This is a genomic window from Pelagovum pacificum, from assembly GCF_016134045.1.
Taxonomy (GTDB): Bacteria; Pseudomonadota; Alphaproteobacteria; order Rhodobacterales; family Rhodobacteraceae; genus Oceanicola; species Oceanicola pacificus_A.
Genome location: NZ_CP065915.1, coordinates 3,901,833 through 3,927,173, shown reverse-complemented (window position 1 = coordinate 3,927,173; position 25,341 = coordinate 3,901,833). Strand labels below are relative to the sequence as shown.

The following is a 25,341-nucleotide window of genomic DNA, read 5'->3' as shown; positions in this document are numbered from 1 at the left end:
CGTCGCGCCCATCTCGATCTTACTGCCTGCGATCACTCGGCCGGGATCTTCGCGTCCTCGATCCCGACGGGATGCGAAAGCTTGTCGATCATCTCTTTCGGGACGATCTGCAGGAAGTGCTGACGCTCTTCCTCCCAATGCTGGAGCAGGTCGGCCGCCTTGTGGGAGCCGGTCTCTTCCAGGTGCCGTTTGACGAGGCCGTGCAGCTGACCATGCCAGTGCTCCTCGGTCACCGCGCAGGTGAGCAGCGTCTCATGGTTCAGCATCGTCGCGCTTTCACCGGTCGGGTCGTAAAGAAAGGCCATGCCACCCGTCATGCCCGCCCCGAAGTTCGCACCGACGGAGCCGAGGATGACCGCCATGCCGCCGGTCATGTACTCACACCCGTTGGAGCCGCAGCCTTCGATCACGACATGCGCGCCAGAGTTCCGGACCGCGAACCGCTCGCCCGCACGACCGGCGGCGAACAGGTAGCCCGCCGTCGCGCCGTAGAGCACGGTGTTGCCGATGATCGTGTTGTCCGCCGCGACGAGCGGTGAGGACATCGTCGGTCGCACGACGATCGTGCCGCCCGACAGGCCCTTGCCGACGTAGTCGTTGGCATCGCCCGCGACTTCGATCTTCAGGCCCGGTGCCGCGAAGGCACCCAGCGATTGACCCGCAGAACCGTTCAGCTTGATCGTCAGGTGGTCCGGCTGAAGATCGTTGTTCATCCCGAACTTCTTGACGATGTGGCTCGACGTGCGCGTGCCGATGGTCCGCAGCGTGTTCTGCACCGCGTATTGCAGCTGCATCTTCTCGCCATCCTCGAGGAAGCGCGCGGCGTCCTTGATGATCTCCGCGTCGAGCGTGTCGAGCACGGCGTTCCGCGGCTTGTTGCGGTCGTAGACGATGTGCTCCGCGCCATCGACGGTGATGAGCAGCGGGTTCAGGTCGAGGTCGTCGAGATGCGCCGCACCGCGGGACACCTGCGTGAGCAGATCGGCCCGGCCGATGACGTCGTCGAGGCTGCGGGCCCCGATCTCGGCGAGGATCTCGCGCACTTCGGTCGCGTAGAAGGTGATGAGGTTCACCACCTTGTCCGCGTTGCCGGTGAACTTGTCGCGCAGCGCCTCGTCCTGCGTGCAGACGCCCACCGGACAGGTGTTCGACTGGCACTGGCGAACCATGATGCAGCCCATGGCGATGAGCGCGGCGGTGCCGATGCCGTATTCCTCGGCCCCCATCATCGCGGCCATGACGATGTCACGCCCGGTCCGCAGGCCACCGTCGGTGCGCAGCGTCACCCGGTCGCGCAGGTTGTTCATCGCCAGAACCTGGTGCGCCTCGGACAGGCCCATCTCCCACGGGAGACCAGCGTACTTGATGGAGGTGGCCGGAGAGGCCCCGGTGCCGCCGTTATGGCCGGAGATCAGGATGACGTCGGCCTTCGCCTTCGCAACACCCGCCGCGATCGTGCCGACGCCCGAGGACGCCACCAGCTTCACCGTCACCTTGCAGCGTGGGTTGATCTGCTTGAGGTCATAGATCAGCTGCGCAAGATCCTCGATCGAGTAGATGTCGTGGTGCGGCGGCGGCGAGATCAGCATCACGCCGGGGGTCGAATGCCGCAACCGCGCGATCAGCTTGGTGACCTTCATGCCGGGCAGCTGACCGCCCTCGCCGGGCTTGGCACCCTGCGCGACCTTGATCTCCAGCTCTTCGCACTGGTTCAGGTACTCGGCGGTGACACCGAAGCGGCCCGACGCAACCTGCTTGATCTTGGCGGACGGGTTGTCACCGTTCGGTTCGGGCACGAAGTGCGCCGGGTCCTCGCCGCCTTCGCCGGAGTCAGACTTCGCACCGATCCGGTTCATCGCGACGTTCAGCGTCTTGTGCGCCTCGGGCGACAGCGCGCCGAGCGACATGCCCGGGGTGACGAACCGCTTGCGGATCGAGGTGATCGACTCGACTTCCTCGATCGGAACGGGCTCGCCCATCGGCTTGATCGCCAGGAGGTCGCGCAGGTGGATCGGCGGGGCCGATGTCATCGCCTTGGAATAGTTCTTCCACAGCTCGTAGCTCGCCCGGTCACAGGCGGCCTGCATCATGTGCATCGAGGTGGCGCCCCAGGCGTGGGTCTCGCCCGACTTGCGCGACTTGTAGAAACCGCCGATCGGCAGGACATCCTGACCGCCGCGGAAACCCTTGCCGTGGATGTCCTCGATCTTCTTCTGCACGCCGGACACGCCGATGCCGGAGATCCGGGAATGCATGCCGGGGAAGTACTCCGCCACCATCGCGCGGGAGAGGCCCACCGCCTCGAAGTTCAGGCCACCGCGATAGGACGAGATCACCGAGATCCCCATCTTCGACATGATCTTCAGCAGGCCGGCGTCGATCGCGGCGCGATACTTGGCCACGGCCTCGGTCAGGGTCATGTCCAGCAGGTTACGCCGGATACGGTCGGCGAGGCTGTCCTCGGCGAGGTAGGGGTTCACCACGGTCGCCCCACAGCCGATCAGCACCGCGAAGTAATGCGGGTCGATACATTCGGCCGAGCGGACGTTGAGCGAGCAGAAGGTCCGCAGGCCCTTGCGGGTCAGCCACGAATGCACCGCCGACGTCGCGAGGATCATCGGCATCGGAACCTTGCTGTCGTCCTGATGCTGGTCCGTGAGGATGATGTGCCCCGCGCCGGAGCGCACGGCGTCCTCCGCCTCGGCCCGGATGCGGGCCAGACCGTCACGCAGCGCGTCACGCCCGCCTCCCGAAGGGAAGGTGCAGTCGATCTCGATGCACTCGGCGTTGAAGGACGCCTTCAGCATCTCCCACTGGGCGTTGCCGACGAACGGCGAGTCGAGCACGAGGATCTCGGTCTGGGAGCTGTCCTCGTCCAGCACGTTCTTCAGGTTCCCGAACCGGGTCTTGAGCGACATGACGCGGTATTCGCGAAGACTGTCGATCGGCGGGTTGGTGACCTGGGAGAAGTTCTGCCGGAAATAGTGCGACAGCGGACGATACCGCTCGGACAGAACGGCGGGCGGCGTGTCGTCCCCCATCGAGGCCAGCGCCTCTTTCCCGTCCTCGGCCATCGGCGCGAGGATCTGCTCCAGCTCCTCGACCGTGAACCCGGCCGCGATCTGGCGGCGGCGCAGTTCGGCACCTTCGAAGATCGGCTGCTCGGTCGCCTTGGCGAGCTCTTCGTCGAGTTCGCTGATCTTGCCGACCCAGTCGCCGAACGGCTGCGAGGCAGCGAGCTTGTCCTTGATCTCGACGTCGTGGAAGAGGCCGCCCTCCTTCATGTCGACGGCGATCATCTGCCCCGGGCCGAGCGCGCCCTTCTCCTTCACGGTCTTCTCGTCGACCGGCACCATGCCGGCTTCGGAGCCCGCGATCAGAAGGTTGTCGCCGGTCACGACGTAGCGCATCGGGCGCAGGCCGTTCCGGTCGAGACCGCCGCAAACCCAGCGACCGTCAGTCATGGCGAGCGCGGCGGGGCCGTCCCACGGCTCGATCACCGCGTTGCAGTAGGCATACATGTCGCGCCACGCCTGCGGCAGCTCGTCCGCCTGCTTGGACCAGCTTTCCGGCACCAGCAGCGTCTTGGCCATCGGCGCATTGCGGCCCGACCGAACCAGAACCTCGAACACGGCGTCGAGCGCGGCGGAGTCCGACGAGCCCTGGCTGATGATCGGTTTGATGTCACCGGCCATGTCGCCGAACGTGGAGGAGGCCATGCGGATCTCGTGGCTCTTCATCCAGTTCATGTTGCCCTTCAGCGTGTTGATCTCGCCGTTATGGGCGAGCATCCGGAAGGGCTGGGCCAGCCACCATTGCGGGAACGTGTTGGTGGAGTAGCGCTGGTGGTAGATCGCGAAGGCGCTCTCGAACCGCTCGTCCAGCAGATCGGGATAGAAGTTGGCAACGTCCTGCGCCAGCATCATGCCCTTGTAGATGATCGACCGGCAGGACAGCGACGCGAGGTAGAGTTGGCCGACCTGCTGCGCGGCGGCGGCCTTCTCGATCCGGCGGCGGATCACGTAGAGCTCGCGCTCGAACGTCTCTTCGTCGACATTCTTGGAGTTTGAGATGAGGATCTGCTCGATCTCGGGCCGGGTCGCGTTGGCCTTGTCGCCGAGGACGGAGATGTCCACCGGCACGTGACGCCAGCCGTAGATGTAATAGCCCATCCGCAGGACTTCGGTCTCGACGATCGTGCGGCAGGTCTCCTGCGCGCCGAAGTCGGTGCGGGGCAGGAACACCTGACCGACCGCCATGAGCTGATCCATCCGGGGCTCGTGGCCGGTGCGGCGGATCTGGTCGTAGAAGAAGTCGACCGGGATCTGGACGTGGATGCCGGCGCCGTCGCCGGTCTTGCCGTCGGCATCGACAGCGCCACGGTGCCAGATGGCCTTCAGCGCCTTGATGCCGTTCTCGACCACTTGCCGGCTTTTCGTCCCGTCGATGGAGACCACGAGGCCGACGCCGCACGATGCGTGCTCGTCATCCTCCCGGAACAGCGAGTTCTCCGCCATCCATTTGCGTTTGGTCTCTTCCCTTTGGGCCCAGGTCTCATCGTAACGGGTCATCGAACGTCTCCTTCGACAAAGGGATGATTGGCTTCCCATTCCGCCTGCGTCTGCCGGACATGGTCGCCGGACAGAGCGATGTAGGCCGGGGCCTGGTCGGAATAGATTTCGGATTTCAGGGGCGCGCCGTGCAGCGCGGGAAACAGGCCGGGCATCAGGTCGTAGCCCGAGCCGGTTTCGAGATCACGGATCCAGAGTGACGTCCCGCACACCGGGCAGAAGGCCCGGTCGGCGAACGGGGAGGACCGGTAGGTGCGCACGTCGCCCTCGACCGTCACGGCGTCGTCCTCGGCGTGGAAGCCGACGAACAGGCCGCCGGTCCAGGTCCGGCAGATCGAGCAATGGCAGGCCCCCGGCTGGCCCTCGTGGCGGCCGGACACGTGCACGGTCACCGCGCCGCACAGGCACTCTCCGTCCATCGTTCCGTCAACCAGGTCCATCGCCATCGTTCTCTCTCTACTTTCAGCCGAAGATCGCAGTGGTCTGCGCTTCGGTGAGCCGTTCATGCGAGCCTTCGACAGACCAGCTGTCGGACTTGCGGTCGAAATATATCTCGCGCCGCAGCGTGAGGCCGTCACGGTCGTCGAACAGGCCGAGCGGCACTTCGTAATCGCCCTGCCCGTCGCGACCCTTGTCGTAGCGGTACCACAGGCTGCTACCGCACTCGGTGCACCAGCAGCGCGTGGCCCAGTCGGACGACCGGCGGCTGCCGACATGTTCGGCACCCTCGATCTCCATCGCCTTCTCAGGGACCGTGACGCCGAACATCGCGGAGCCGAGCCATCGTTGGCACATGCCGCAATGGCAGATGCCGAACGGTCCGAGCTCTTTGGCGGTAAATTTCACCGCGCCACACAGGCAATGTCCGGTTCTCGCCATCAGCGCCCTCCGTTCGTGGCCGTCCGATCGGCACGGGCGGGAAGGACACTCCCCGCCAACGTGTCGACCGTTATGATCCGGGCAGCGATCACTGGCCCGCGTCCTCCCAGGAGATGTCCTGAACGCCGCAATCGTAGATCGGCGAGGACGCGAAGAAGCCCGGTTCACCCGGCTCGATGATCTTCATCGGCGTGTTGTCCCGCTCGGGACCCATCGTCCCGTCTTCGTTCCGCATCGCGGTCGTACCGGGCAGGAACATGCGGTTCTCGATATCGACGTAGTTGGTGCCTTCCTGGCGCGACACGCCCTCCGGCCCCTCGACCTCGGTCTGGTAGGTGATGACGGCGAGCTCGTGCCCGTCGATATTCACCGTCTCGCCCGTCAGAACGTCGGCGCCCGCGTAGTGCGTCACTTCCTCTTCGTTCGTCACGGTCGTGAAATCGTAGGTGTCGATCCCCTCCTCGAGCAGCGTCGTCAGCGACGCCGGATCTTCGGGATCGTCGCCGAGCACCGTGCGGGTGCGCGTGACGAGGCCGAGGCTTTCGACCCACTCCGTCTCGTAGTTGATGCGGCTGGCGAAGACGGGGCCCTGCTCGGTGAAGTCCACACGCCACTGATCGCCATCGGGATCTTCTTCGCAGGTGTAGTGGTTGGACAGCATGCAGCCGCGCTGCTGCACGGTCAGGAAACCTTCGCAACCCGGAGGCGGCTCCCAGGATTGGGCCGCGACTGGGGCAACGGGGGCCGCTGCGGCAAGCGCAAGGGCGATGGTGAGGCGTCTCATTCGGTTCCTCCGGATTTGGACATCAACGCCCCGCAACCGTATTTCGGGTTTGCGGATAAGAAACCCGGCTCTCCCGGAAAAATGAACTCAACGGGAGAATCGTCGGTGTCCCATTGCTCGGCCGGCGTCGTCACCGAGCCGATACCGGACAGGAAAATCCGCCAATCCTTTGAAATCCATTCATTTCCTGAGGCCCGCCACTCTTCGGCGCCATCCGGCCCATAGGCCACGATGTCGTATTCCGTCTGTTGCAGCGTCACGCCGTCGATCTCTTCGGTCACGCCGGTCAGCGCGTCACGGCCCACATAACGGGTCGGGCCGATCTCGTCGGAGAGCGTGATGAAGTCGTAGGTGTCCTCGCCCTGCTCGATCAGTTCGGACAGGTTCGCGGGATCGGCCGGCGCCGCTTCGAGCGCTTCGGAGTGATCCGTGGACGGGTGGTAGCTTTCGATCCACTGCCCCTGCTCATCGGTCACGCCGGCATAAAGCAGGCCCTCTTCGCCGAGGTCGACACGGCGCTGGTAGCCGGCCGGGTCGGCATCGCACCGGTAGTGGTGCGCGACGACGCAGTCGCGCTCCTGCACGGTGACATAGGCGCGGCACCCTTCGGGCAGCGAGAAGCCACCGGAGTCCTGGGCCGCGGCCGGTGTGGCCAGCGGCAGCGCAAGGGGAACTATGACGAGGAGAAAACGCATCTTCTGAACCTACTCCGGACTATGGCTGGAACGACGACATGAGCATGTCACAGCCGTATCGCGGCGTATCGGAAAAGAATCCCTCCTCGCCCGGGTAGATGAACTCCACCGGGGAATTGTCGGTAACGTCTTCGGGAGCCGCCGCATCCCAGCTTTCGCCAAGGATGAAGAGCCGGTGCCGCGCCGACAGATACTGCTGACCGAGGTATGGCCCGGACCGGCCTCCGTCGGCGGAGATGTAGGTCATCTCGTACTCGGTCGTCAGCAGCGGCTCGCCGTCGATCTCGGTCTCGCCGGTCAGCCGGTCATGGCCAACGACCCGCGTTTCGATTCCATCGAGCGCGGTGCGCACGCTGAAGTCGAACGAGTCGTAGCCGGTGTCGATCAGCTCGGTGATGCTCTCGGGATCAGGGTTCGACGGGGCAAGCGTCTGCTCGTCACCCGCCCGGGGATAATAGGTCGCGAGCCACTGGAACTCCGCATCCGTCTTCTTGATGCGGAACGGGCCGTCTTCGTCACCGAGAGAGCTGTAGGTGATCCCCGGCTCGGCCTCGCAGGTCCACACGTTGAGGATACGGCACCCGCGCTGCTGAACCGTCAGGGTGCCTTTGCACCCTTCCGGCGCGCCCATAGCCGACTGGGCCTGCAACGCGGCAGGCGCGGCCGTGATGGCGGCAAGCAGTATCAGCAGTCGCGGTCCCATTCTCTCCTGCGATCGTCCTTGGTGTCGGTCCGGCAGCGGCCGGGTGGCGTCGCGCCTATTCGGCGGCGACGCTCGTCGTGGTTGCAAGGTATTCGAGGATCGCGTCGGCGGAGTCGCGACCATCGCGGATCGCCCAGACCACCAGCGACGCACCCCGGACGATGTCACCCGCAGCATAGACGCCGGGAAGCGACGTCTTGCCGGTCGTGAACTCGGCCTTCACCGTGCCCCACCGCGTGACTTCCAGCCCCTCGACACCCCAGAGCGCCGGCAGGTCCTCCGGCTCGAACCCGAGCGCCTTGATCACGAGGTCGGCGTCCTCGACGTAATCCGACCCTTCGATCAGCTCGGGCATCTGGCGGCCAGACACGTCGGGCGCGCCGAGGCGCATCTTCTGCACCATCACGCCTTCGATCATGTCGCCGGTGAAGCCCTTGGGCGCGGACAGCCAGACGAATTCGACGCCTTCCTCTTCCGCGTTCGCGACTTCGCGCTGCGAGCCGGGCATGTTGGCCTTGTCGCGGCGATAGAGGCACTTCACGCTCTCGGCGCCCTGACGGATCGCGGTGCGGACACAGTCCATCGCGGTGTCGCCGCCGCCGATCACGACCACCTTCTTGCCGGAGGCGTTCAGCTCGCCGCTGTCGTACTCGGGCACCTCGTCGCCGAACCCGATGCGGTTCGAGGCGGTGAGGTAGTCGATGGCGCGCACGATCCCGCTCGCGCCGGAGCCCGGAGCCTGCAGGTCACGGCTCTTGTAGACACCGGTGGCGATCAGCACGGCGTCGTGCTTGCCGCGGATCGCGTCGAAGGAGATGTCTTCGCCCACGTTGCAGTTCATCACGAACTCGACGCCGCCATCCTCCAGCTGCGCCATCCGCTTCATGACGATGTCCTTCTCGAGCTTGAAGCCCGGAATGCCATAGGTCATCAGCCCGCCGCCACGGTCGTAGCGGTCGTAGACCGTCACTTGCAGGCCGGCGCGGCGCAGGCGGTCCGCAGCGGCGAGGCCACCCGGCCCGGCACCGATGATGGCGACGCTTTCGGCACGCTCCTGAGCGGGGCGGATCGGCTGGACCCACCCCTCGTCGAAGGCGGTGTCGGTGATGTATTTCTCGACGGCGCCGATCGTGACGGTGCCGTGGCCCGACTGCTCGATCACGCAGTTGCCCTCGCAGAGGCGATCCTGCGGGCAGATGCGACCGCAGATCTCGGGAAACGTGTTCGTCGCCTGGCTGATCTCGTAGGCTTCCTGCAGACGGTTCTCGGCCGTCAGGCGGAGCCAGTCGGGGATGTTGTTGTGAAGCGGGCAATGGCTCTGGCAGTAGGGCACGCCGCACTGGCTGCAACGGCCTGACTGCTCCTCGGCCTTCGCTTTCGCGAATTCACCGTAGATCTCCTGGAAGTCTTCTTTGCGTAGGTTCGGCGGACGCTTCTCCGGCATGTCCCGGTCGACGGTCACGAACTTGAGCATCTTCTGTACGGCCAAGGCAGGCTCCTTCCCTATCTCACACGCGATTTACAGCGGTTCCCCGAGAATGAAAAGTCATAAATGCTGACCTATTGGTCGAATAGATTACCCAACCCAACCACTTTTCGTGTTTGAGCGCCAAATATTAGGTCCGCTTCGTTACCCTTTTGGGGGCTTACCCTTGGAGTCCCGTGGGTTAGGTTGGCAACGTCGAATCAACCGGTGATCCATCATGCCTCTGCTGCAGCTCCTCCTCGTGGCGATCATCCAGGGCATCACGGAGTTCCTGCCGGTATCGTCCTCAGGCCACCTGATTCTGCTGCCCCAGCTTACCGGAATGGAGGATCAGGGTCTCGCCATCGACGTCGCGGTGCACGTCGGAACGCTGTTCGCGGTGGTCATCTACTTCTGGAGCGATGTGAAGATGGGCCTTCTGGGCCTGCCTCGCCTGCTTCGCGGGCGGATGGACACGCCCGGTGCGCAGCTGGCCTTCCTGCTCGTCATCGCCACGATCCCGGTCATCATCGCCGGCCTCGTGTTGAAGGTGACCGGCCTCGACGAGGCGATGCGCTCCATCGCGGTGATCGGCTGGACGATGCTGATCTTCGGTATCGTGCTCTACTGGGCCGACCAGAAGGGCCCCGAGGTGAAGACTCAGGACGATTGGTCCCTGCGGGACGCGGTCATAATGGGGCTCTGGCAGGCGGTGGCCCTGATCCCAGGGACCTCGCGCTCGGGCATCACCATTACCGGCGCCCGGCAGCTCGGCTACACCCGGCACGATGGGGCGAAGCTGGCGATGCTCATGTCGATCCCGACGATTCTCGCCTCCGGTGTCCTTCTCGCCGCCGATGTCGCCTCCGAGGGCAACATGCAGGTCGCCCGCGACGGCCTGATCGCGGCGGTCTTCGCCTTCATCGCCGCGCTTTTGGCGCTGACCCTGATGATGCGACTGCTGAAGAGCGTCAGCTTCACGCCCTACGTGATCTACCGCTGCGTTCTCGGGGTGATCCTGCTTGGGATCGCCTACTCCTGAAGCCCGTCAGGCAGGGCGCTGTCCCGCTCATCCAGCATCAGCTCGTAGGTGAGCAGTGACCAGTAGGTGACCCCGTCGAACGGGACGAGCGTCACACCGGGGGCGAGGACAACGCCGCTCCACTCCTCCGCCGCCGCCACGGGCGCGGGCCAGAGCAGCAGCTCATCCCCCTCCTTGCGGACCTCGATCAAGGTGAACCCCCGCGCCGCGGCCGCCGCGTTCAGAGCGTCGACATGGGACGCGAAGCCCCGCCGCAGCGCGATCAGCGGATCGCGGCGCGGGCTGTTGGCTCCCTCCCCCGAAAACCCCGGCAACGTCAGGAACCGGTTCTCCGGATCGGGGGCGATCACCTCGGCCTCGGTCAACGCAGCGGGAAGGTTGCTGACAGACTTGTCCTCGACGGAGATCAGCGCGCCGGCCTCGGAGAGCCGGTACAGCATCGTCATGAGGGCACGCTTGGACGGCAGCGCGTCCTCGAAACCGTAATACCCGATGTCTTCGGTCCTGACCGGCGGATCGGCAAGGATATCGTCAATCCGCGCCAGAACGGCCGCGTCGTTTGTCACCGCCCGCGCAAATGTCGCAAAGCTTTCCTGCGCACCGGCAACGGTCGGAAGAATGAACGCCAGCCAGAGCAGCAGGCGTCGCATGATGTCAGGAATACCGGCCGCCCCGGAGGTTCCGCGCGCTTTCCTTGATCGCGTCGTACTGACCGGAGGGACGGAAGCGCCAGAGATACTCCGGCAGGATCGCCTCGAGCGATTCCGGAACGATGCCGAGCTCCTTGAAGCCCTTCGCATCCTCGGACACCACGTTGTCATGGCGCAGGTTCTCGACCTGATCGCGGGTGATCGGACCACGGAACAACCCGGCGGTTGCGAAGGTGATCGCACCGAACACAGCCGCCATGATCTTGGCGATGCCGAACGGCAGGTTAACGATCATCTTCCGACGGTGAATCATCCCGAGCATCTGCTGCATCAGCTCGCGGAACGTGTCCACGTCCGGCCCGCCGAGTTCATAGGTCCCGGTCGCCTTGCCCTCGACTCCCATCACCGCCGCTGCGGCGACGTCGTCGACATAGACCGGCTGGAACTTCGTCTCGGCCCCGACGAGCGGCAGTGCCGGCCCCATCAGGGACATCGACGCGAAGCGGTTGAAGAGCTGGTCTTCCGGCCCGAAGATCAGGGACGGGCGCAGGATCATGGCATCCGGGAAATGCTCGAGGATGCCGGCTTCGCCGGCGGCTTTCGTCTGGGCGTATTCCGAGGAGGATTCGGCGTCCGCGCCGATGGCGGACAGGTGGACGAGCGTGCCCACGTTCTCTTCCTTGGCGATCCGCGCGATACGTTCGGCACCTTCCGTCTGAACGGCAGAGAACGTGTTGGCGCCGATCTCGCTCAGCACCCCGACGCAATTCACCACCGCGTCCGCGCCGCGAGTCGCTTCGCGCACGCTGTTGTCGTCGCGAATGTTGCAGAACACGGGGACGACCTGCCCGACGACACCGTAGGGCCGCAGGAAAAGCGCCTCGTTCGGATTGCGCACGGCGACCCGGATACGCCAGCCGTCCTGGGCCAGGCGCCGGGCAATGTAGCGGCCGACGAACCCGGACCCGCCGAAAATGGTGACAAGCTTGCTCATCGTGCTGACTCCGCTCGGACTGAGGTGGGTCTACCGTCCGCCCGGGGGCCAGACAAGGCGCTTTTGCCGAACTGCATGAATCGCGTTGACACCGGCTTCGCGCTCTCCTAAACGGCGCTTCGCACACCTGCCCAGGTGGCGGAATTGGTAGACGCGCTGGCTTCAGGTGCCAGTGACTTTACGGTCGTGGAGGTTCGAGTCCTCTCCTGGGCACCAATTCGCCAGAAGGCCCCCGCACGTCGGGGGCCTTCTGCGTTTCAGGGCTTTTGCTTGGCCTCGGAAACCCTGCGCGTTCACCCATCTCAGCATCGATCTGCCTGTTCCTCGCAGCGCCAGATCAGCATTCATACCCGCAATACTGATAAATATCGTAAAACTCGTTGACATGAGGGCGCACTTTCGTAGCCTTGTGTCAGACGCGGCGCACCGCGTCTTCTTTGGGAGGAGATTCAATATGAAGTGGAAGACGCTTTTGGCGTCGGCCCTGCTCATGTCCGGCATGAGTACTGGAGCCGCATTCGCGCAGGAGGAAGGCGGCGAAGCCCCGCCGATCCAGGACCTGCCCCGTGAAGAAACGCTGATCCTGCAGAACCCGGAAGGTGTGATCAACAACCCCGGCTGGTTCAACATCTGGGTCAGCGCAGGCGGCGGGACCTCGACCGGCCTGCACCAGCTGATGATGGATACGCTGTGGTACATCGACCCCAACGAGGGGATCGACGGCGTGAACTACAACTCGCTCGCCTCCGCTCCGCCGGAATACAACGACGACTTCACCGAGATGACGGTCTCGCTGAGCGAGGGCATCTACTGGTCGGATGGCGAAGAATTTACCGCCGACGACGTCGTCTTCACCGTTCAGACCCAGATGGACACGCCCGGACTGGTCTGGAGCGGCGCCTTCTCGACCCAGGTCGAGAGCGTCGAAGCGGTCGACGATTACACCGTGAAGTTCACGCTCCAGGCCCCGAACTCGCGCTTCCATTCGGTCTTCTCGGTCCGCTGGAACGCCGCGTGGATCATGCCGGAGCATATCTTCTCCGAAGTCGACGACATCATGTCCTACGACTTCGCGGAGCCCGTCGGCCTCGGCCCCTACACGCTGCACAGCTACGACCCGAACGGGACGTGGTACATCTGGCAAAAGCGTGACGACTGGGATCGCACGACGGTCGCCGAATACGGCGAGCCGGCCCCGCAATACGTCATCTACCGCAACAACATGCCGATCGATAACCGCCTCATCGAGATGCGGAACGGCAACCTCGACATGATCCACGACCTGTCCCCCGAGGGCATGTTCTCGATCGTCGAGCAGGAAGACGACGTGCGCGGCTGGTTCCCGGGCTTCCCCTATGCCCACCCGGATCCGACGCTGCCGATGTTCATCTTCAACCACCAGAACGAGAAGTTCGAGGACGCCAAGGTCCGCTGGGCTCTCGCGCTGATGCTCGAGGCACGGACACTGTCGATGGCGTCCTATCGCGGCGCGGCGACGCTTTCGGCGATCTCCATTCCGCCGACGGGCACGCACCCGGACGATTATCACGGGCCGATGCAGGACGAGCTGATCAACTTCGAACTCGACACGGGTGAGAGCACGATCAAGCCCTACAACCCCGATGTCGGCCTCGAGATCGCGGAGTTCGTTCGTCCCCAGTTCGGCGACGAAGTTCCGACGGACGAAGAAGAGATCCGCCGCGCCTTCGGCTACGGCTGGTGGGGCCAGGACATCGAGGCGGCCGGAGAGCTGCTGCGTTCCGCCGGGTTCACCCAGGAAGGCAACCAGTGGATGATGCCGAACGGCGAACCCTTCGGCTTCACCGTGCTCATCCCGTCCGAGGGTGTCATCAACCGGCTCGGCACGATCGCCGCGCAGACCTGGACCCAGAACGGCGTGCAGGTGACGGCGGAAGTCGCGCCCGACATCTGGCCGCGGACCGAGGCCGGCGACTTCGAGATGGAAGTCGGCTGGGCCGTCGAGACCTGGGGCGGTCATCCCGACCTGTCCTTCTTCCTCGACAGCTACCACTCGCAGTACGTGTCCGAACCGGGTGAGATTCAGCCTGCCCGTAACTGGATGCGCTGGACCAACCCCGAGCTCGACGCTCTGATCGAAGAGGTCCGCCAGTCCGACTTCTCCGACCTCGAGCGGAACGTGGAACTCGGCCGGGAATTCGTGCGCCTGCACCTGCAGGACATGCCCAACATCCCGGTGATGTCCTACAACGTCTTCGTCGCAATGTCGGAGCGCTACTGGACCGGTTACCCGACGGCGGAGAACCCCTACGCCAACCCGGTGAACAACTGGGCCAACAGCCGCTACATCCTGACCCAGCTCGAGCCGGTCAGCCAGTAACGGCACGTTCCTGCGGCGCCCGGCATCGTCCGGGCGCCGCGTCCCCACGACACACAGACCCTGTCCGAGCAGAAAGGCATCGCTGTGAAAGCGTACCTCTGGTTTGCCGCGAAGCGAGCGATTCAGCTCCTCGTCGTCGTCTTCTTCGGCGTCTCGATCGCGTTCTTCATCACCAACCTGTCGCCGATCGATCCGGTGCAGCAGACCCTCAGCCGCATCACGTCACGCTCGGGCTTCAGCCCGGAAGCAGTGGAACAGATGCGCACCGCACTGACCGAACTCTACGGAGTCGACGGCAGCATGTTCGAACAGTACCTGAATTTCTGGCGACGGCTTTCGACCGGCGACCTCGGCCCGTCCCTGATCGCCTTCCCGACCCCGGCGATGACGCTCGTGATGCGCGCGCTGCCCTGGACGGTCGGCCTGCTGGCCTTCTCCATCATGATGACCTGGCTGCTGGGCAACATGCTCGGTGGCCTCGCCGGCTACTTCCAGAACAACCGCCTGCTGAAGGCCTTCGGCGTGGTCGCGATGGGCGTCCAGCCGATCCCCTACTACATCGTCGCCTTCCTGATGCTGATCCTCTTCGGCTTCATCTGGCCGATCCTGCCGATCTCCGGCGGTTTCGCGATGAACGTGCGGCCCGGCTGGAACATGCCCTTCATCCTGTCCGTCCTGCAGCACGCCATCCTGCCGTCGATGTCGCTTATCCTCGTCGGGTTCGGGACATGGTTCCTCGGGATGCGCTCGCTCGTCTCCAACATCGTGACCGAGGACTACGTGACCTATGCCGAACTCGCCGGTGTGAAGCGCAACCGCATCGTCTTCGCCTACGTGATGCGCAACGCGGCGGTGCCGCAGCTCACCGCGCTGGCGATGACGCTCGGCGCGATCTTCTCGGGCACGATCATCACGGAGCAGGTCTTCAACTATCCCGGCATCGGCACGCTGCTGGTCGACGCGGTGAACGGCGGCGACAACGCCACCGTGCTCGCCGTCTCGACGGTGGCGATCTTCTCGGTCGCCGTGGCGATCTTCATCGTCGATCTGATCCACCCGATCCTCGACCCGCGCGTGAAGGCGGAGTGACCCCATGCTGACCGTCGTAAGAGACCTCATTCGCCTGAACCGGGAATTCGGCCTCGGCCTGTTCCTGGTCCTCCTGGTGGCCGGCTTCGCCTGCCTCAGCTTCTTCGCGCCGATCGACACCTCCATGATCTACATGGCGCCACCCGACATGCCGCCGTCGTCGGACTACTGGTTCGGCACCAACTCGCGCGGACAGGACCTGTTCTGGCAGGCGACCGTCGCGATCCGCAACACGCTCGCCTTCGGCCTGCTGGTGGCGGTGCTCAGCCGGATCATCTCGATCACCGTGGGCCTCTTGTCGGGCTATATGGGGGGATGGGTCGACCGGGCGCTGATGTTCGTGAACGACATCTTCGTCGCGCTGCCGATCTTCCCGATCCTCGTGCTGTTCTACTTCGTGCTCCGCAGCGACCTGACGCCGCTGACACTCGCGCTCATCATGGCCTGCTTCGGCTGGCCATACGACGCGCGCCTGATCCGGTCCGTCGCGCTGGGCCTGCGGCACCGCGAATTCACGCGTCACGCTATCTTCGCCGGCATGAACGCCCGGAAGGTGATGTTCGAGGAACACCTGCCCTACGTGATGCCGATCGTCTTCTCGACGGCCATGGCCAACATGATCTGGTCCATCGGCCTGGAGGTGACGCTCGCCGTCCTCGGCTTCACCGATATCAACCAGCCGACGATCGGAACGATGATCTACTGGGCCAACAACCACTCCGCCCTGGTCGCCGGGATCTGGTGGTGGATCGCGGTGCCGGTGACCCTCGTGGTGACCACCTTCATCGGCCTGTTCCTGCTCGCCGTCTCGCTCAATGAACATATCGACCCGCGCTCGCGCCTGCGCCGGATGGGAGGCTGAACCGATGGCCGACAATGAACCGGTCCTCACCGTCGAGAACCTCAAGGCCTATTACCAGCTTGGCCTCTTCGGCATCAATCGGGAGGTCCGCGCCGTCGACGACGTGACGCTCGAGATCCGCCGAAACGAGATCTACGGCATCGCGGGCGAAAGTTCCTCGGGCAAGACGTCCCTCATCAAGACACTGGCCGCGGCGATCCGCCCGCCGCTCCGCGTGGTGGACGGCAAGATCACCTATCGCTTCGGCGATCTCGTGATCGATCCCTACGCCGCCTCGAAGGCCGAGGTCGACGCGATCCGCTGGAAGAACCTCAGCTACATCATGCAGGGCTCGATGAGCGTGATGAACCCGGTCCGCCGGGTGCGGAAGACGTTCGAGGACTTCGCGATGAAGCCGATGGGCGTCCCTAGGAAGGAGTTCTATCGCCGCGTCGAGGCGCACCTCGACCGGCTGGGCCTGCCCGCCGAAGTGCTCAGCGCCTATCCTCACCAGCTCTCGGGCGGCATGAGACAGCGCGCGACCATCGCGGTCGCCACTGTCTGCCGTCCCGAGTTCATCATCGCCGACGAGCCGACCACCGCGCTCGACGTCGTGGTGCAGAAGGACGTGCTGGCGATGATCCGCAACGTGCAGCAGGAGATGGGCAGCTCGGTCGTCTTCGTGACCCACGACATGAGCGTCCACGCCAACATCGCCGACCGGATCGCCATCGTCTACGCCGGCCGCATCGTGGAGGAGGCACCGACCCGCACCATCTTCACCGCGCCCAAGCACCCCTACACGTCGCACCTCGTCGGATCCCTGCCGCGGATCGGCGACGTGACGCAGAAGGCCGCGCTGGAAGGCAAGCCGCCGAACCTCGCGGAGCCGCCGCCGGGCTGCCGCTTCCACCCTCGCTGCCCGCTCGCAATCGACAAGTGCCGCGCCGAAGTGCCACCGCTCGTGAACGTCGGCAGCGACCACCGCTCCGCCTGCTGGCGCGCGGACGAGGTCCGGCCGCCGCAAGCGCTCGGAACGGAGGTCCCGGCATGAGCCTTCTGGAGATCAACGACGTCTCGAAACGCTTCCACCTCGGCGGCCTGCTCTCGCGTCATCACGTCGATGCCGTGCGCAACGTCTCCTTCACGCTGGACGAGGACAAGCCCGAGATCTTCACGATCATCGGCGAGTCCGGCTCCGGCAAGACCACCCTGTCGCGGATGATCCTCGGCCTCGAACAGCCGACCGAGGGTCACATCACCTTCAAGGGCACCGATACCGCCGCGCTCGGCAACCGCGCCGCCCGGCTGAAGTTCATGCGCTCCGTCCAGCCGGTGTTCCAGAACCCGTTCGAGACGTTCAACCCGCTCAAGCAGGTCGACCGCTACCTCGTCTCGACCGCCCGCTCGCTGCTCGGGCTGACGAGCCGGGACGAGGTCGAGGCCGCGATGGACGACGCCCTGCAGAAGGTCGGCCTGTCACTGTCGGAAGTGAAGGGCCGCTACGCACACGAACTGTCCGGCGGCCAGCTTCAGCGCGTCGCGATCGCCCGGGCGCTGATCCCGAACCCCGCGCTGCTGATCGCGGACGAGCCCGTCTCGATGGTCGATGCCAGCCTGCGCATGTCGATCGTGAACTTGCTGAAGAACCTGCGAGACGAATTCGGCGTCTCGGTCATCTACATCACTCACGACCTCGCCACGGCCTACTACATCTCCGACCGGCTCATCATCATGCAGAAGGGTTACGTGGTGGAGTTCGGCCCGGCCCGCGCCGTGCTGGACGATCCGAAGCATCCCTACTCGCGCCTGCTGAAATCCTCTGTCCTTCGGGTCGAGGACGCGGGCGCCGGACGTCTCGAACCCGCAGACCGGTCAGAGGCGACCCGCGCGCTCGAGACGATGAGCAAGAGCCACATGGAAGAGGGGCCGGACGGCCGCCTCGTGCGGGTCTGAGCTTCTTCGGGCTTCAAATATTCTCGGGGGTGAATTGGCCGAAAGGCCAAGAGGGGGCAGACAGCCCCCTCTTCCGCCGGCCGCATGGCCGGCTCGACCTGCGCGCGCGAACGCGCGCACCGCTGGATCAGGCTGCGATCTCTTCGGGTTCCTTGGCGCCGGTCATGTAGGCGACGGCGTCCGACATGGTGTGCTGTTTCGGGTCGATGACGCACAGACGCTTGCCCAGCCGGTGCACGTGAACCCGGTCGGCGACCTCGAACACGTGAGGCATGTTGTGACTGATCAGGATGATCGGAATGCCCCGGCTCTTCACGTCCTGGATCAGCTCAAGCACCCGCCGGCTCTCCTTCACGCCCAGCGCGGCGGTCGGCTCGTCGAGGATGATCACTTTCGACCCGAACGCGGCGGCGCGGGCCACGGCGACGCCCTGCCGCTGCCCGCCCGATAGCGTCTCGACCGCCTGGTTAATGTTCTGGATCGTCAGCAGCCCGAGGTCCGACAGCTTCTGCTTGGCGAAGGTCTCCATCGCCTTGTGGTCGAGCTGCCGAAGCCACTTGCCGCGAAAGCCCGGCTTCCGCAGCTCGCGCCCCATGAACATGTTGTCGGTGATCGACAGCGCCGGCGACATGGCGAGGGTCTGGTAGACCGTTTCGATGCCGGCATCGCGGGCGTCGGTCGGCGCCGAGAAGTTCACCGTCTCCCCGTCGAGGAAGATTTCGCCCTCCTCGGGGACCACGGCCCCCGAAAGCGCCTTGATCAGGGTCGATTTCCCGGCACCGTTGTCGCCGATCACCGCGAGGATCTCGCCCGGGTAGAGCTCGAAGTCGCAATGATCGAGGGCCACGACACGCCCGTAACGCTTCACCAGGTTCTTGGCGGACAGGATTGGTTTCTGGGTCATGCGGAGACCTTTCTGATCCATTGGTCCACGGCGACGGCGGCGATGATGAGCACACCGATGAAGAAGTAGGTCCACTGCGCGTCCGCGCCGAGCAGCCGTAGCCCGAGGGTGAACACCCCGACGATCAGCGCCCCGAACAGCGTGCCGAGGATCGAGCCCCGCCCGCCGAACAGCGAGATGCCCCCGATCACGACGGCAGTGATGGATTCGATGTTGGCCTCGTAGGCCGAGGTCGGGGAAACGGAGCCGATCCGCCCGATCAGGGCCCAGCCGGCAAAAGCGCAGATCAGGCCTGACAGCATGTAGACCGACAGCAGCGTGCGTTTGACGTTCACGCCCGACAGCTGCGCCGCCTCCGGATCGTCGCCGACCGCGTAGACGTGCCGGCCCCACGCCGTGTAGCGCAGCACCCAGGCGAGCACGAAAACCAGCAGGATCATGAAGCAGACCCCGACAGTGAAGACGGCACCACCAACGTTGAACTTTGCGCCCATCAGGTGAAGCAAGGGCGCCTCGGACGAAATCTCCTGTGCGCGGATCGTCTCGTTCCGGCTGTAGAGGTAGTTCGACGCCAGAATGATCTGCCAGGTGCCCAGCGTGACGATGAAGGGCGGCAGCTTCATGCGGCTGACCAGCAGACCGTTCAGCGCGCCGCAGAGCGTGCCGAATACCAGCCCGCCCATGACCGCGAAGGTCGGCGGCAGGCCGTACCGGAACACGAACTGCCCCATGACGACGGAAGAGAACACCGTGATCGCCCCGACCGACAGGTCGATGCCCGCCGTCAGGATGATGAGCGACTGCGCCGCGGCAACGATGCCGACGATCTGCACCTGCTGCAGAATCAGGGTCAGCGAGAAGGGTGAAAAGAACCGGTCCCCGATCAGCAACCCGAAGATGATGATCGACGCGACCAGCACGATCAGCGGCACGAGGGCCGGTGTCACGTGCAGCGCGTGGTGAAATTTGCCGATGAACCCTTTCCGATGATCCTCGAACTCCGCGAAGGATTCTTCGCGGCGGGTCTTCACGACGTCGTCGTAGCTGTCTGACTGGCTCATCGCAGTCCCTCCCTAAGACTGGCGTGGGGCAAGGCGGTCCTCCTCCGCCTTGCCCCCGGGTTCAGGTCCGATCCGGCAGGATCAGCCCCAGCAGAGGTCCATGCCCTCTTCGACCGAAATCGACTCGACGCCGTCCACCGGCGCGTCGGTCACGAGCTGCACGCCCGTGTCGAAGAAGTCCTTGCCTTCGGTCGGCTCCGGCAGGGTGCCGTCCTCGGCGTACTGGGCGATCGCCTCGATGCCGAGCGACGCCATGTCGAGCGGGTACTGCTGCGACGTGGCACCGATCACGCCGTCCGCGACGTTCTGGACGCCGGGGCAGCCACCGTCGACGGACACGATCAGCACGTCGTTCTCGCGGCCGATGGCGCGGAGCGCCTCGTAGGCACCGGCGGCGGCGGGTTCGTTGATCGTGTAGACGACGTTGATCTCCGGATCCTGCGCCAGCAGGTTCTCCATCGCGGTGCGCCCGCCTTCCTCGTTGCCCTGCGTGACGTCGTTGCCGACGATGCGCTCGTCTTCCTCGTCGCCCCAGCGGTTCGGGTCGCCGACGTCGATGCCGAAGCCGGTCAGGAAGCCCTGGTCACGCAGCACGCCGACGGTCGGCTGGCTGACGTTGAGGTCGAGCATGGCGATCTTCGCGTTCTCCGCCTCGTCGCCCATGGTGGCGGCGGCCCACTGGCCGATCAGCTCACCGGCAAGGAAGTTGTCGGTCGCGAACGTCGCATCCGCCGCGTCGATCGGGCTGAGCGGTGTGTCGAGCGCGATCACCAGCAGACCGTTCTCGCGGGCGAGCTCGACCGACGACACGATGGACGAGGTGTCAGACGCGGTCAGCAGGATGCCCGACGCACCGGACGCGATGCAGGTCTCGATCGCCTGAACCTGGGTTTCGTGGTCGCCGTCGACCTGACCGGCGAAGGTCATCAGCTCGATGCCGAGCTCCTCGGCCTTCGCGCTGGCGCCTTCGCGCATCTTCACGAAGAACGGGTTGGTGTCGGTCTTGGTGATCAGGCAGGCGCTGATCTCGGAATCCTGTGCAGCGGCCGCACCGGCCATGCAGGCGAAAGCGAGCGCGGTGCTCGCCATGAGCTTTGTCATTGTATCCTCCCAATACTCTCGCGCCGTCTCCTCGGCAGGCTGACCCGCCCGGCACGGCCCGCCATCGCGACGGACACCGGACAATTGCGTCGAAAGGACAGGTTCGTCAATATATAAATCATCTTGATTTATTAATTCCGTTGTGGCGCTCTTCGGGCCGAGAGACACCGGGGAAAGTCATGGAAGCCGCATTGTACGACCCTCGCCCGTTCACGGTGGAGGGTCGATCCGCGAACGAACGGGCGATTCTGAGCCTGCTGCGGCGTGAGGGTCCGACCGCATCTGCCGAGATCGCGCGTCAGACCGGCCTGTCGGCGCAATCCGCCTCGGTCATCACGCGGAACCTCGAATCGGACGGGCTGGTGGTGCGCGACACGCCGGTGCGCGGGAAGGTCGGCAAACCGTCGACTCCGCTGCGTCTCGACCCGAACGGGGCCTTTTCCATCGGTCTGCGCCTCGGGCGTCGGCGGTCGGACCTCGTCCTGCTGGACCTTGCCGGGACGGTGCGCGGCCATATGGAGGTTCGCTACGCCTACCCCACTCCCGACGGTACGCTGCATTTCCTGAAGGAAGGCACCCGCCTGCTCATGGAGGGGCTGACCCCGGACCGTCGAAGCCGGGTCGCCGGGATCGGCGTCGGGATGCCGTTCGACCTTTGGGACTGGCTCGACAACCTCGGCGCCCCCGAAAGCGAGATGGCCGCGTGGCGCAACTTCGATGCGATGGGCGAGATCGCGGCGGTCACCGGCCTGCCGACATTCGTCGGTAACGACGGGTCACTCTCCTGCCTCGGTGAGCATATGTTCGGAAACGCCGTCGGCTTCTCCGACTTCGCTCATGCCTATGTCGGGGCCTTTGTCGGCGGGGGCATCGTGATCGGAAACAGACTCTATCACGGGCTCAGAGGAAATGCCGGCGCCATTGCAACGATCCCGGTCACCCGGCCGGACGGCACAACCGGACAGCTGCTCGAAGTCGCATCCCTGTATGAACTCGAACGCCTGCTCGACAGCCAGGAGCCGGGCTCCGGCCAGCGGCTGCTTCAGTCGCGGCACTGGGACGGGTTCGACGAGGTGCGCGAGGCATGGATGGCGGAGACCGCGCGGCGGTTGGCGCAGCTCGCGGTCGTGCTCGCCGCCGTGCTAGATCTGCCGGTCATCGTGATAGACGGCAGCTTTCCCGCTGCGATCCGCGCCTCGCTCGTCGATCGCACCGCCCGGGCGATGGAGGAGCTCGACACGCGCGGCATCCACGTCCCCCGCATCGTCGCCGGCAAGCTCGGTACAATGGCCTGCGCGCTCGGCGCCGGCTATCGCCCCATCGTGGCCCGCTACCTTCAGGAGTGAGCCGACAGGTCCTCGAGGATCGGACAATCCGGCCGGTCGTCGCCGTGGCAGCGATGGACGAGTGTCGACAGGGTCGCCTTCAACGCCTCGAGTTCGGCAATCTTGGTCTCGATCTTCTCGAGGTTCCGCTCGGCCACCGCCCGCACATCGGCGCTCGCCCGGTCACGATCCTCATAGAGTGACAGCAGCGTGCGGCAGTCCTCGATCGAAAAGCCGAGCGACCGGGACCGGGCGAGGAAGGTCAGCTTGTGCCGGTCCGCCTCGCTGAAGGCGCGGTAGCCGTTCTCTCCCCGCGCGGGCCGCACGAGGCCGATATCCTCGTAATACCGGATCGTCTTGGCGGGGAGGCCCGTGGCCTCGGACATTTGTCCGATATTCATCGACTGTCCTCCTTGACCTTCCAGTTACTGGAACCTCTACGTGGGGCGCATCAAGCCGAATAGCAAGTGTGCCGCCATGACCAACGACGATACCGAGACCCTTGTCCGCGACCCCGTCTGCGGGATGACCGTCGACCCTTCCGCCGGCAAACCGACCGCGGAGGTGGACGGGCGCACCTACCACTTCTGCTGCGACGGGTGCCGAAAGAAGTTCGAAGCCGATCCGGACGCCTACCGCACCGCGAAGGACCCGGTCTGCGGCATGGATGTCGACCGCGGCACCGCGAAACACATGACGAAACACGAGGGGCAGAAGGTCTACTTCTGCTCCGCCGGCTGCAAATCGAAGTTCGAGGCCGATCCCGACAAGTATGCCGACGGCGTGCCGAAGCCCGAACCGGCCCCCGAGGGCGCGATCTACACCTGCCCGATGCACCCAGAGATCCGGCAGGACCACCCCGGCGACTGCCCGAAATGCGGCATGGCGCTCGAGCCCGAGACTCCCTCCGCTGACTCCGGCCCGAATCCCGAGTACGTCGATTTCAAACGCAGGCTCTGGATCACCGCGCCGCTGGCGCTCGCCGTGTTCATCCTCGAGATGGGCAGCCACCTCGGCCTGCCCTTCGCCGACTGGATCGGCCACACCGCCTTCGGTTGGCTGCAATTCGCACTGGCCACGCCGGTCGTGCTGATCTGTTACCCGTTCTTCAAGCGCGGTTGGGCCTCGGTCGTGAACCGCAGCCCGAACATGTGGACGCTGATCGCGCTCGGCACCGGGGCGGCCTACCTGTTCTCGATCGTCGCGCTGATCGCGCCGGGCATCTTCCCCGAAGCGATGCGGGACCACGGCACGCCCCCGGTCTATTTCGAGGCGGCGGCGGTGATACTCGTGCTGGTGCTGGTCGGTCAGGTCCTCGAACTCGCGGCGCGGGAACGGACCGGCGACGCGATCCGCGCGCTCATGGATCTCGCCCCGAAGACCGCGCGCCGGGTGCGCGACGGCAAGGACGAGGATGTCCCCCTCGATGAGATCCGGACCGGCGACCTGCTGCGCGTGCGCCCCGGCGAACACGTGCCCGTTGACGGACATCTGACCGAAGGCCGCACCTCCATCGACGAAAGCATGCTCACGGGCGAGCCCGTTCCGGTCGAGAAGACCGAGGGCGACAGCGTCACCGGCGGCACGCTCAACAAGTCCGGCAGCTTCGTGATGGCCGCGGAGGCGGTCGGCGAGAATACGACCCTGTCCCGCATCGTCGGGATGGTCGCCAAGGCCCAGCGCTCCCGCGCGCCGATCCAGGCGATGGCGGACCGGGTGGCGAACTACTTCGTGCCCGCCGTCGTCGGCGCCGCCGTGCTTGCCTTCATCCTGTGGGCGATCCTCGGGCCGGACCCGGCGCTGTCCTACGCCTTCGTCGCCGCCGTCTCCGTACTCATCATCGCCTGCCCCTGCGCGCTCGGCCTCGCGACACCGATGTCGATCATGGTCGCCTCGGGCCGCGGCGCGCACGAAGGCGTGCTGATCCGCGATGCCGAGGCGCTGGAGCGGTTCGCAAGTGTCGACGTGCTGGTCGTCGACAAGACCGGCACGCTGACCGAGGGCAAGCCACGCGTCACCGACGTCGAGGCGGAGGACGAGGCGGAACTCCTGACCCTCGCCGCCGCACTCGAGCGCGGGTCGGAGCATCCGCTCGCCGAAGCGATCCTCGAAGCAGCGTCGGAACGTGAGCTCAAGAGCAAGGACGCGACAGACTTCGACGCGATCGCCGGGCAAGGCGTGACAGGTCAGGTCGACGGCACACGGATCGCGCTTGGCAATCGCAAGCTGATGGACTCGCTCGGGATCGACGTCGACCAGCTGTCCGACAAGGCAGAGACATTCCGGGATCAGGCGAAATCGGTGATGTTCGTCGCCCGTGGTGACCATGCGCTCGGCCTGATCGCCGTCGCCGACGCGGTCAAGGAGTCCGCCGCCGACGCGATCCGCGGCCTGCACGAGTCCGGTTTGCGGATCGTCATGGCCACCGGCGATGCGGAGACCACCGCGAAGGCCGTGGCGCGGGAGCTCGGCATCGACGAGGTCCACGCCGGACTTTCACCGGAGGACAAGCAGACCCTCGTCGAGGACCTGTCGAAGGACGGCAGCAAGGTCGCCATGGCGGGGGACGGCGTGAACGATGCGCCTGCGCTCGCGGCGTCGACCGTCGGCATCGCCATGGGCACCGGCGCGGACGTCGCGGTGGAAAGCGCGGGCATCACGCTGGTGCAGGGCGACATCACGGGCATCCTGCGGGCGAGGAAACTGGCCACGGCGACGATGCGCAACATCCGCCAGAACCTGTTCTTCGCCTTCGTCTACAACACGGCGGGCGTGCCGCTGGCGGCGGGCATCCTCTACCCGGTGTTCGGTCTCCTGCTGTCGCCGGTCGTCGCGGCGGCTGCGATGAGCCTGTCTTCCGTGTCGGTCATCGGGAACGCGCTTCGGCTGCGGGCGGCCCGGCTCTGACCCCTTGTGCGCCCC

General features: G+C 65.4%; 21 protein-coding genes and 1 tRNA gene. 9 read left to right on the top strand and 13 right to left on the bottom strand.

Going from position 1 to position 25,341, the window contains the following annotated elements:
* Positions 1–32: 32 nt before the first annotated feature.
* From gltB to I8N54_RS19275, 7 genes are all read right to left on the bottom strand, one after another.
* A complete protein-coding gene (gene gltB, locus I8N54_RS19305) occupies positions 33–4,571 on the bottom strand; it encodes a glutamate synthase large subunit (RefSeq protein ID WP_140194865.1) in 4,539 nt (1,512 codons plus the stop codon).
* The gene (locus I8N54_RS19300; protein ID WP_231592586.1) at positions 4,568–5,017 is read right to left on the bottom strand and encodes a GFA family protein; all 450 of its coding nucleotides are present in this window, start codon (positions 5,015–5,017) and stop codon (positions 4,568–4,570) included. The genes gltB and I8N54_RS19300 overlap by 4 nt, the downstream gene beginning before the upstream one ends.
* A gap of 16 nt (positions 5,018–5,033) precedes the next feature.
* Positions 5,034–5,450, bottom strand: coding sequence for a GFA family protein (locus tag I8N54_RS19295; RefSeq protein WP_197097566.1), 417 nt, complete (start codon positions 5,448–5,450; stop codon positions 5,034–5,036).
* Between the two features lie 88 nt (positions 5,451–5,538).
* Positions 5,539–6,234 carry a hypothetical protein gene (locus I8N54_RS19290; protein WP_140194867.1) on the bottom strand — a complete coding sequence of 232 codons (696 nt, stop codon included), beginning with the start codon at positions 6,232–6,234 and terminating at the stop codon, positions 5,539–5,541.
* Positions 6,231–6,929, bottom strand: coding sequence for a hypothetical protein (locus tag I8N54_RS19285; RefSeq protein WP_140194869.1), 699 nt, complete (start codon positions 6,927–6,929; stop codon positions 6,231–6,233). The genes I8N54_RS19290 and I8N54_RS19285 overlap by 4 nt, the downstream gene beginning before the upstream one ends.
* 19 nt (positions 6,930–6,948) lie before the next feature.
* Positions 6,949–7,632 carry a hypothetical protein gene (locus I8N54_RS19280; protein ID WP_140194871.1) on the bottom strand — a complete coding sequence of 228 codons (684 nt, stop codon included), beginning with the start codon at positions 7,630–7,632 and terminating at the stop codon, positions 6,949–6,951.
* Positions 7,633–7,687: 55 nt separating this feature from the next.
* The gene (locus I8N54_RS19275; protein WP_140194873.1) at positions 7,688–9,121 is read right to left on the bottom strand and encodes an NAD(P)-dependent oxidoreductase; all 1,434 of its coding nucleotides are present in this window, start codon (positions 9,119–9,121) and stop codon (positions 7,688–7,690) included.
* Positions 9,122–9,335: 214 nt separating this feature from the next.
* On the opposite strand from I8N54_RS19275, the gene I8N54_RS19270 reads away from it, so the two are divergent.
* Positions 9,336–10,139: an undecaprenyl-diphosphate phosphatase gene (locus tag I8N54_RS19270; RefSeq protein WP_140194875.1), complete on the top strand. Its 804-nt coding sequence runs from the start codon at positions 9,336–9,338 to the stop codon at positions 10,137–10,139.
* Here I8N54_RS19270 and I8N54_RS19265 read toward each other — a convergent pair.
* Positions 10,130–10,789, bottom strand: a complete 660-nt coding sequence (locus tag I8N54_RS19265; RefSeq protein WP_140194877.1) for a hypothetical protein — start codon at positions 10,787–10,789, stop codon at positions 10,130–10,132. The two genes, I8N54_RS19270 and I8N54_RS19265, sit on opposite strands and share 10 nt — an antisense overlap.
* A 4-nt stretch (positions 10,790–10,793) precedes the next feature.
* Positions 10,794–11,783, bottom strand: coding sequence for a complex I NDUFA9 subunit family protein (locus I8N54_RS19260; protein ID WP_140194878.1), 990 nt, complete (start codon positions 11,781–11,783; stop codon positions 10,794–10,796).
* A gap of 129 nt (positions 11,784–11,912) precedes the next feature.
* Here I8N54_RS19260 and I8N54_RS19255 point away from each other — a divergent pair.
* The 6 genes from I8N54_RS19255 (at position 11,913) to I8N54_RS19230 (ending at position 18,028) form a co-directional block, all read left to right on the top strand.
* Positions 11,913–11,999 (top strand) — tRNA-Leu (locus I8N54_RS19255).
* Positions 12,000–12,237: 238 nt separating this feature from the next.
* Positions 12,238–14,142, top strand: a complete 1,905-nt coding sequence (locus I8N54_RS19250) for an ABC transporter substrate-binding protein (protein ID WP_140194881.1) — start codon at positions 12,238–12,240, stop codon at positions 14,140–14,142.
* Positions 14,143–14,226: 84 nt separating this feature from the next.
* Positions 14,227–15,231 carry an ABC transporter permease gene (locus I8N54_RS19245; protein ID WP_140194883.1) on the top strand — a complete coding sequence of 335 codons (1,005 nt, stop codon included), beginning with the start codon at positions 14,227–14,229 and terminating at the stop codon, positions 15,229–15,231.
* 4 nt (positions 15,232–15,235) lie between these two features.
* Complete coding sequence (locus tag I8N54_RS19240; RefSeq protein WP_140194885.1) at positions 15,236–16,093, top strand: ABC transporter permease; 858 nt, start codon at positions 15,236–15,238, stop codon at positions 16,091–16,093.
* 4 nt (positions 16,094–16,097) lie between these two features.
* Positions 16,098–17,126 (top strand): ABC transporter ATP-binding protein, encoded by a 1,029-nt coding sequence (locus I8N54_RS19235; RefSeq protein ID WP_140194886.1) that lies wholly within the window; start codon positions 16,098–16,100, stop codon positions 17,124–17,126.
* Positions 17,123–18,028: an ABC transporter ATP-binding protein gene (locus tag I8N54_RS19230; protein ID WP_140194888.1), complete on the top strand. Its 906-nt coding sequence runs from the start codon at positions 17,123–17,125 to the stop codon at positions 18,026–18,028. The genes I8N54_RS19235 and I8N54_RS19230 overlap by 4 nt, the downstream gene beginning before the upstream one ends.
* 127 nt (positions 18,029–18,155) lie before the next feature.
* Here I8N54_RS19230 and I8N54_RS19225 read toward each other — a convergent pair whose 3' ends face one another.
* From I8N54_RS19225 to I8N54_RS19215, 3 genes are all read right to left on the bottom strand, one after another.
* Positions 18,156–18,932 (bottom strand): ATP-binding cassette domain-containing protein, encoded by a 777-nt coding sequence (locus tag I8N54_RS19225; RefSeq protein WP_140194890.1) that lies wholly within the window; start codon positions 18,930–18,932, stop codon positions 18,156–18,158.
* Positions 18,929–19,993 (bottom strand): ABC transporter permease, encoded by a 1,065-nt coding sequence (locus tag I8N54_RS19220; RefSeq protein WP_140194892.1) that lies wholly within the window; start codon positions 19,991–19,993, stop codon positions 18,929–18,931. The genes I8N54_RS19225 and I8N54_RS19220 overlap by 4 nt, the downstream gene beginning before the upstream one ends.
* An 81-nt stretch (positions 19,994–20,074) precedes the next feature.
* Entirely contained in the window at positions 20,075–21,094 is a 1,020-nt protein-coding gene (locus I8N54_RS19215) for a sugar ABC transporter substrate-binding protein (RefSeq protein ID WP_197097567.1), read from the bottom strand.
* A gap of 179 nt (positions 21,095–21,273) precedes the next feature.
* On the opposite strand from I8N54_RS19215, the gene I8N54_RS19210 reads away from it, so the two are divergent.
* Positions 21,274–22,440, top strand: a complete 1,167-nt coding sequence (locus I8N54_RS19210; protein ID WP_140194894.1) for an ROK family transcriptional regulator — start codon at positions 21,274–21,276, stop codon at positions 22,438–22,440.
* Here I8N54_RS19210 and cueR read toward each other — a convergent pair.
* Entirely contained in the window at positions 22,431–22,820 is a 390-nt protein-coding gene (gene cueR, locus I8N54_RS19205) for a Cu(I)-responsive transcriptional regulator (protein ID WP_140194896.1), read from the bottom strand. The genes I8N54_RS19210 and cueR overlap by 10 nt on opposite strands.
* 76 nt (positions 22,821–22,896) lie before the next feature.
* On the opposite strand from cueR, the gene I8N54_RS19200 reads away from it, so the two are divergent.
* A complete protein-coding gene (locus I8N54_RS19200) occupies positions 22,897–25,326 on the top strand; it encodes a heavy metal translocating P-type ATPase (RefSeq protein ID WP_140194898.1) in 2,430 nt (809 codons plus the stop codon).
* The last annotated feature ends 15 nt before the right edge of the window (positions 25,327–25,341 follow it).

Excerpts from the sequence above, each read along its gene's own strand:
- I8N54_RS19220 (WP_140194892.1), bottom strand. The coding sequence starts at position 19,993 with ATGAGCCAGTCAGACAGCTACGACGACGTCGTGAAGACCCGCCGCGAA.
- I8N54_RS19225 (WP_140194890.1), bottom strand. The coding sequence starts at position 18,932 with ATGACCCAGAAACCAATCCTGTCCGCCAAGAACCTGGTGAAGCGTTAC.
- I8N54_RS19210 (WP_140194894.1), top strand. The coding sequence starts at position 21,274 with ATGGAAGCCGCATTGTACGACCCTCGCCCGTTCACGGTGGAGGGTCGA.
- cueR (WP_140194896.1), bottom strand. The coding sequence starts at position 22,820 with ATGAATATCGGACAAATGTCCGAGGCCACGGGCCTCCCCGCCAAGACG.
- I8N54_RS19235 (WP_140194886.1), top strand. The coding sequence starts at position 16,098 with ATGGCCGACAATGAACCGGTCCTCACCGTCGAGAACCTCAAGGCCTAT.
- I8N54_RS19260 (WP_140194878.1), bottom strand. The coding sequence starts at position 11,783 with ATGAGCAAGCTTGTCACCATTTTCGGCGGGTCCGGGTTCGTCGGCCGC.
- I8N54_RS19290 (WP_140194867.1), bottom strand. The coding sequence starts at position 6,234 with ATGAGACGCCTCACCATCGCCCTTGCGCTTGCCGCAGCGGCCCCCGTT.
- I8N54_RS19250 (WP_140194881.1), top strand. The coding sequence starts at position 12,238 with ATGAAGTGGAAGACGCTTTTGGCGTCGGCCCTGCTCATGTCCGGCATG.
- I8N54_RS19230 (WP_140194888.1), top strand. The coding sequence starts at position 17,123 with ATGAGCCTTCTGGAGATCAACGACGTCTCGAAACGCTTCCACCTCGGC.
- I8N54_RS19240 (WP_140194885.1), top strand. The coding sequence starts at position 15,236 with ATGCTGACCGTCGTAAGAGACCTCATTCGCCTGAACCGGGAATTCGGC.
- I8N54_RS19280 (WP_140194871.1), bottom strand. The coding sequence starts at position 7,632 with ATGGGACCGCGACTGCTGATACTGCTTGCCGCCATCACGGCCGCGCCT.
- I8N54_RS19295 (WP_197097566.1), bottom strand. The coding sequence starts at position 5,450 with ATGGCGAGAACCGGACATTGCCTGTGTGGCGCGGTGAAATTTACCGCC.
- I8N54_RS19300 (WP_231592586.1), bottom strand. The coding sequence starts at position 5,017 with ATGGCGATGGACCTGGTTGACGGAACGATGGACGGAGAGTGCCTGTGC.
- I8N54_RS19270 (WP_140194875.1), top strand. The coding sequence starts at position 9,336 with ATGCCTCTGCTGCAGCTCCTCCTCGTGGCGATCATCCAGGGCATCACG.
- I8N54_RS19200 (WP_140194898.1), top strand. The coding sequence starts at position 22,897 with ATGACCAACGACGATACCGAGACCCTTGTCCGCGACCCCGTCTGCGGG.
- I8N54_RS19215 (WP_197097567.1), bottom strand. The coding sequence starts at position 21,094 with ATGACAAAGCTCATGGCGAGCACCGCGCTCGCTTTCGCCTGCATGGCC.
- gltB (WP_140194865.1), bottom strand. The coding sequence starts at position 4,571 with ATGACCCGTTACGATGAGACCTGGGCCCAAAGGGAAGAGACCAAACGC.
- I8N54_RS19265 (WP_140194877.1), bottom strand. The coding sequence starts at position 10,789 with ATGCGACGCCTGCTGCTCTGGCTGGCGTTCATTCTTCCGACCGTTGCC.
- I8N54_RS19285 (WP_140194869.1), bottom strand. The coding sequence starts at position 6,929 with ATGCGTTTTCTCCTCGTCATAGTTCCCCTTGCGCTGCCGCTGGCCACA.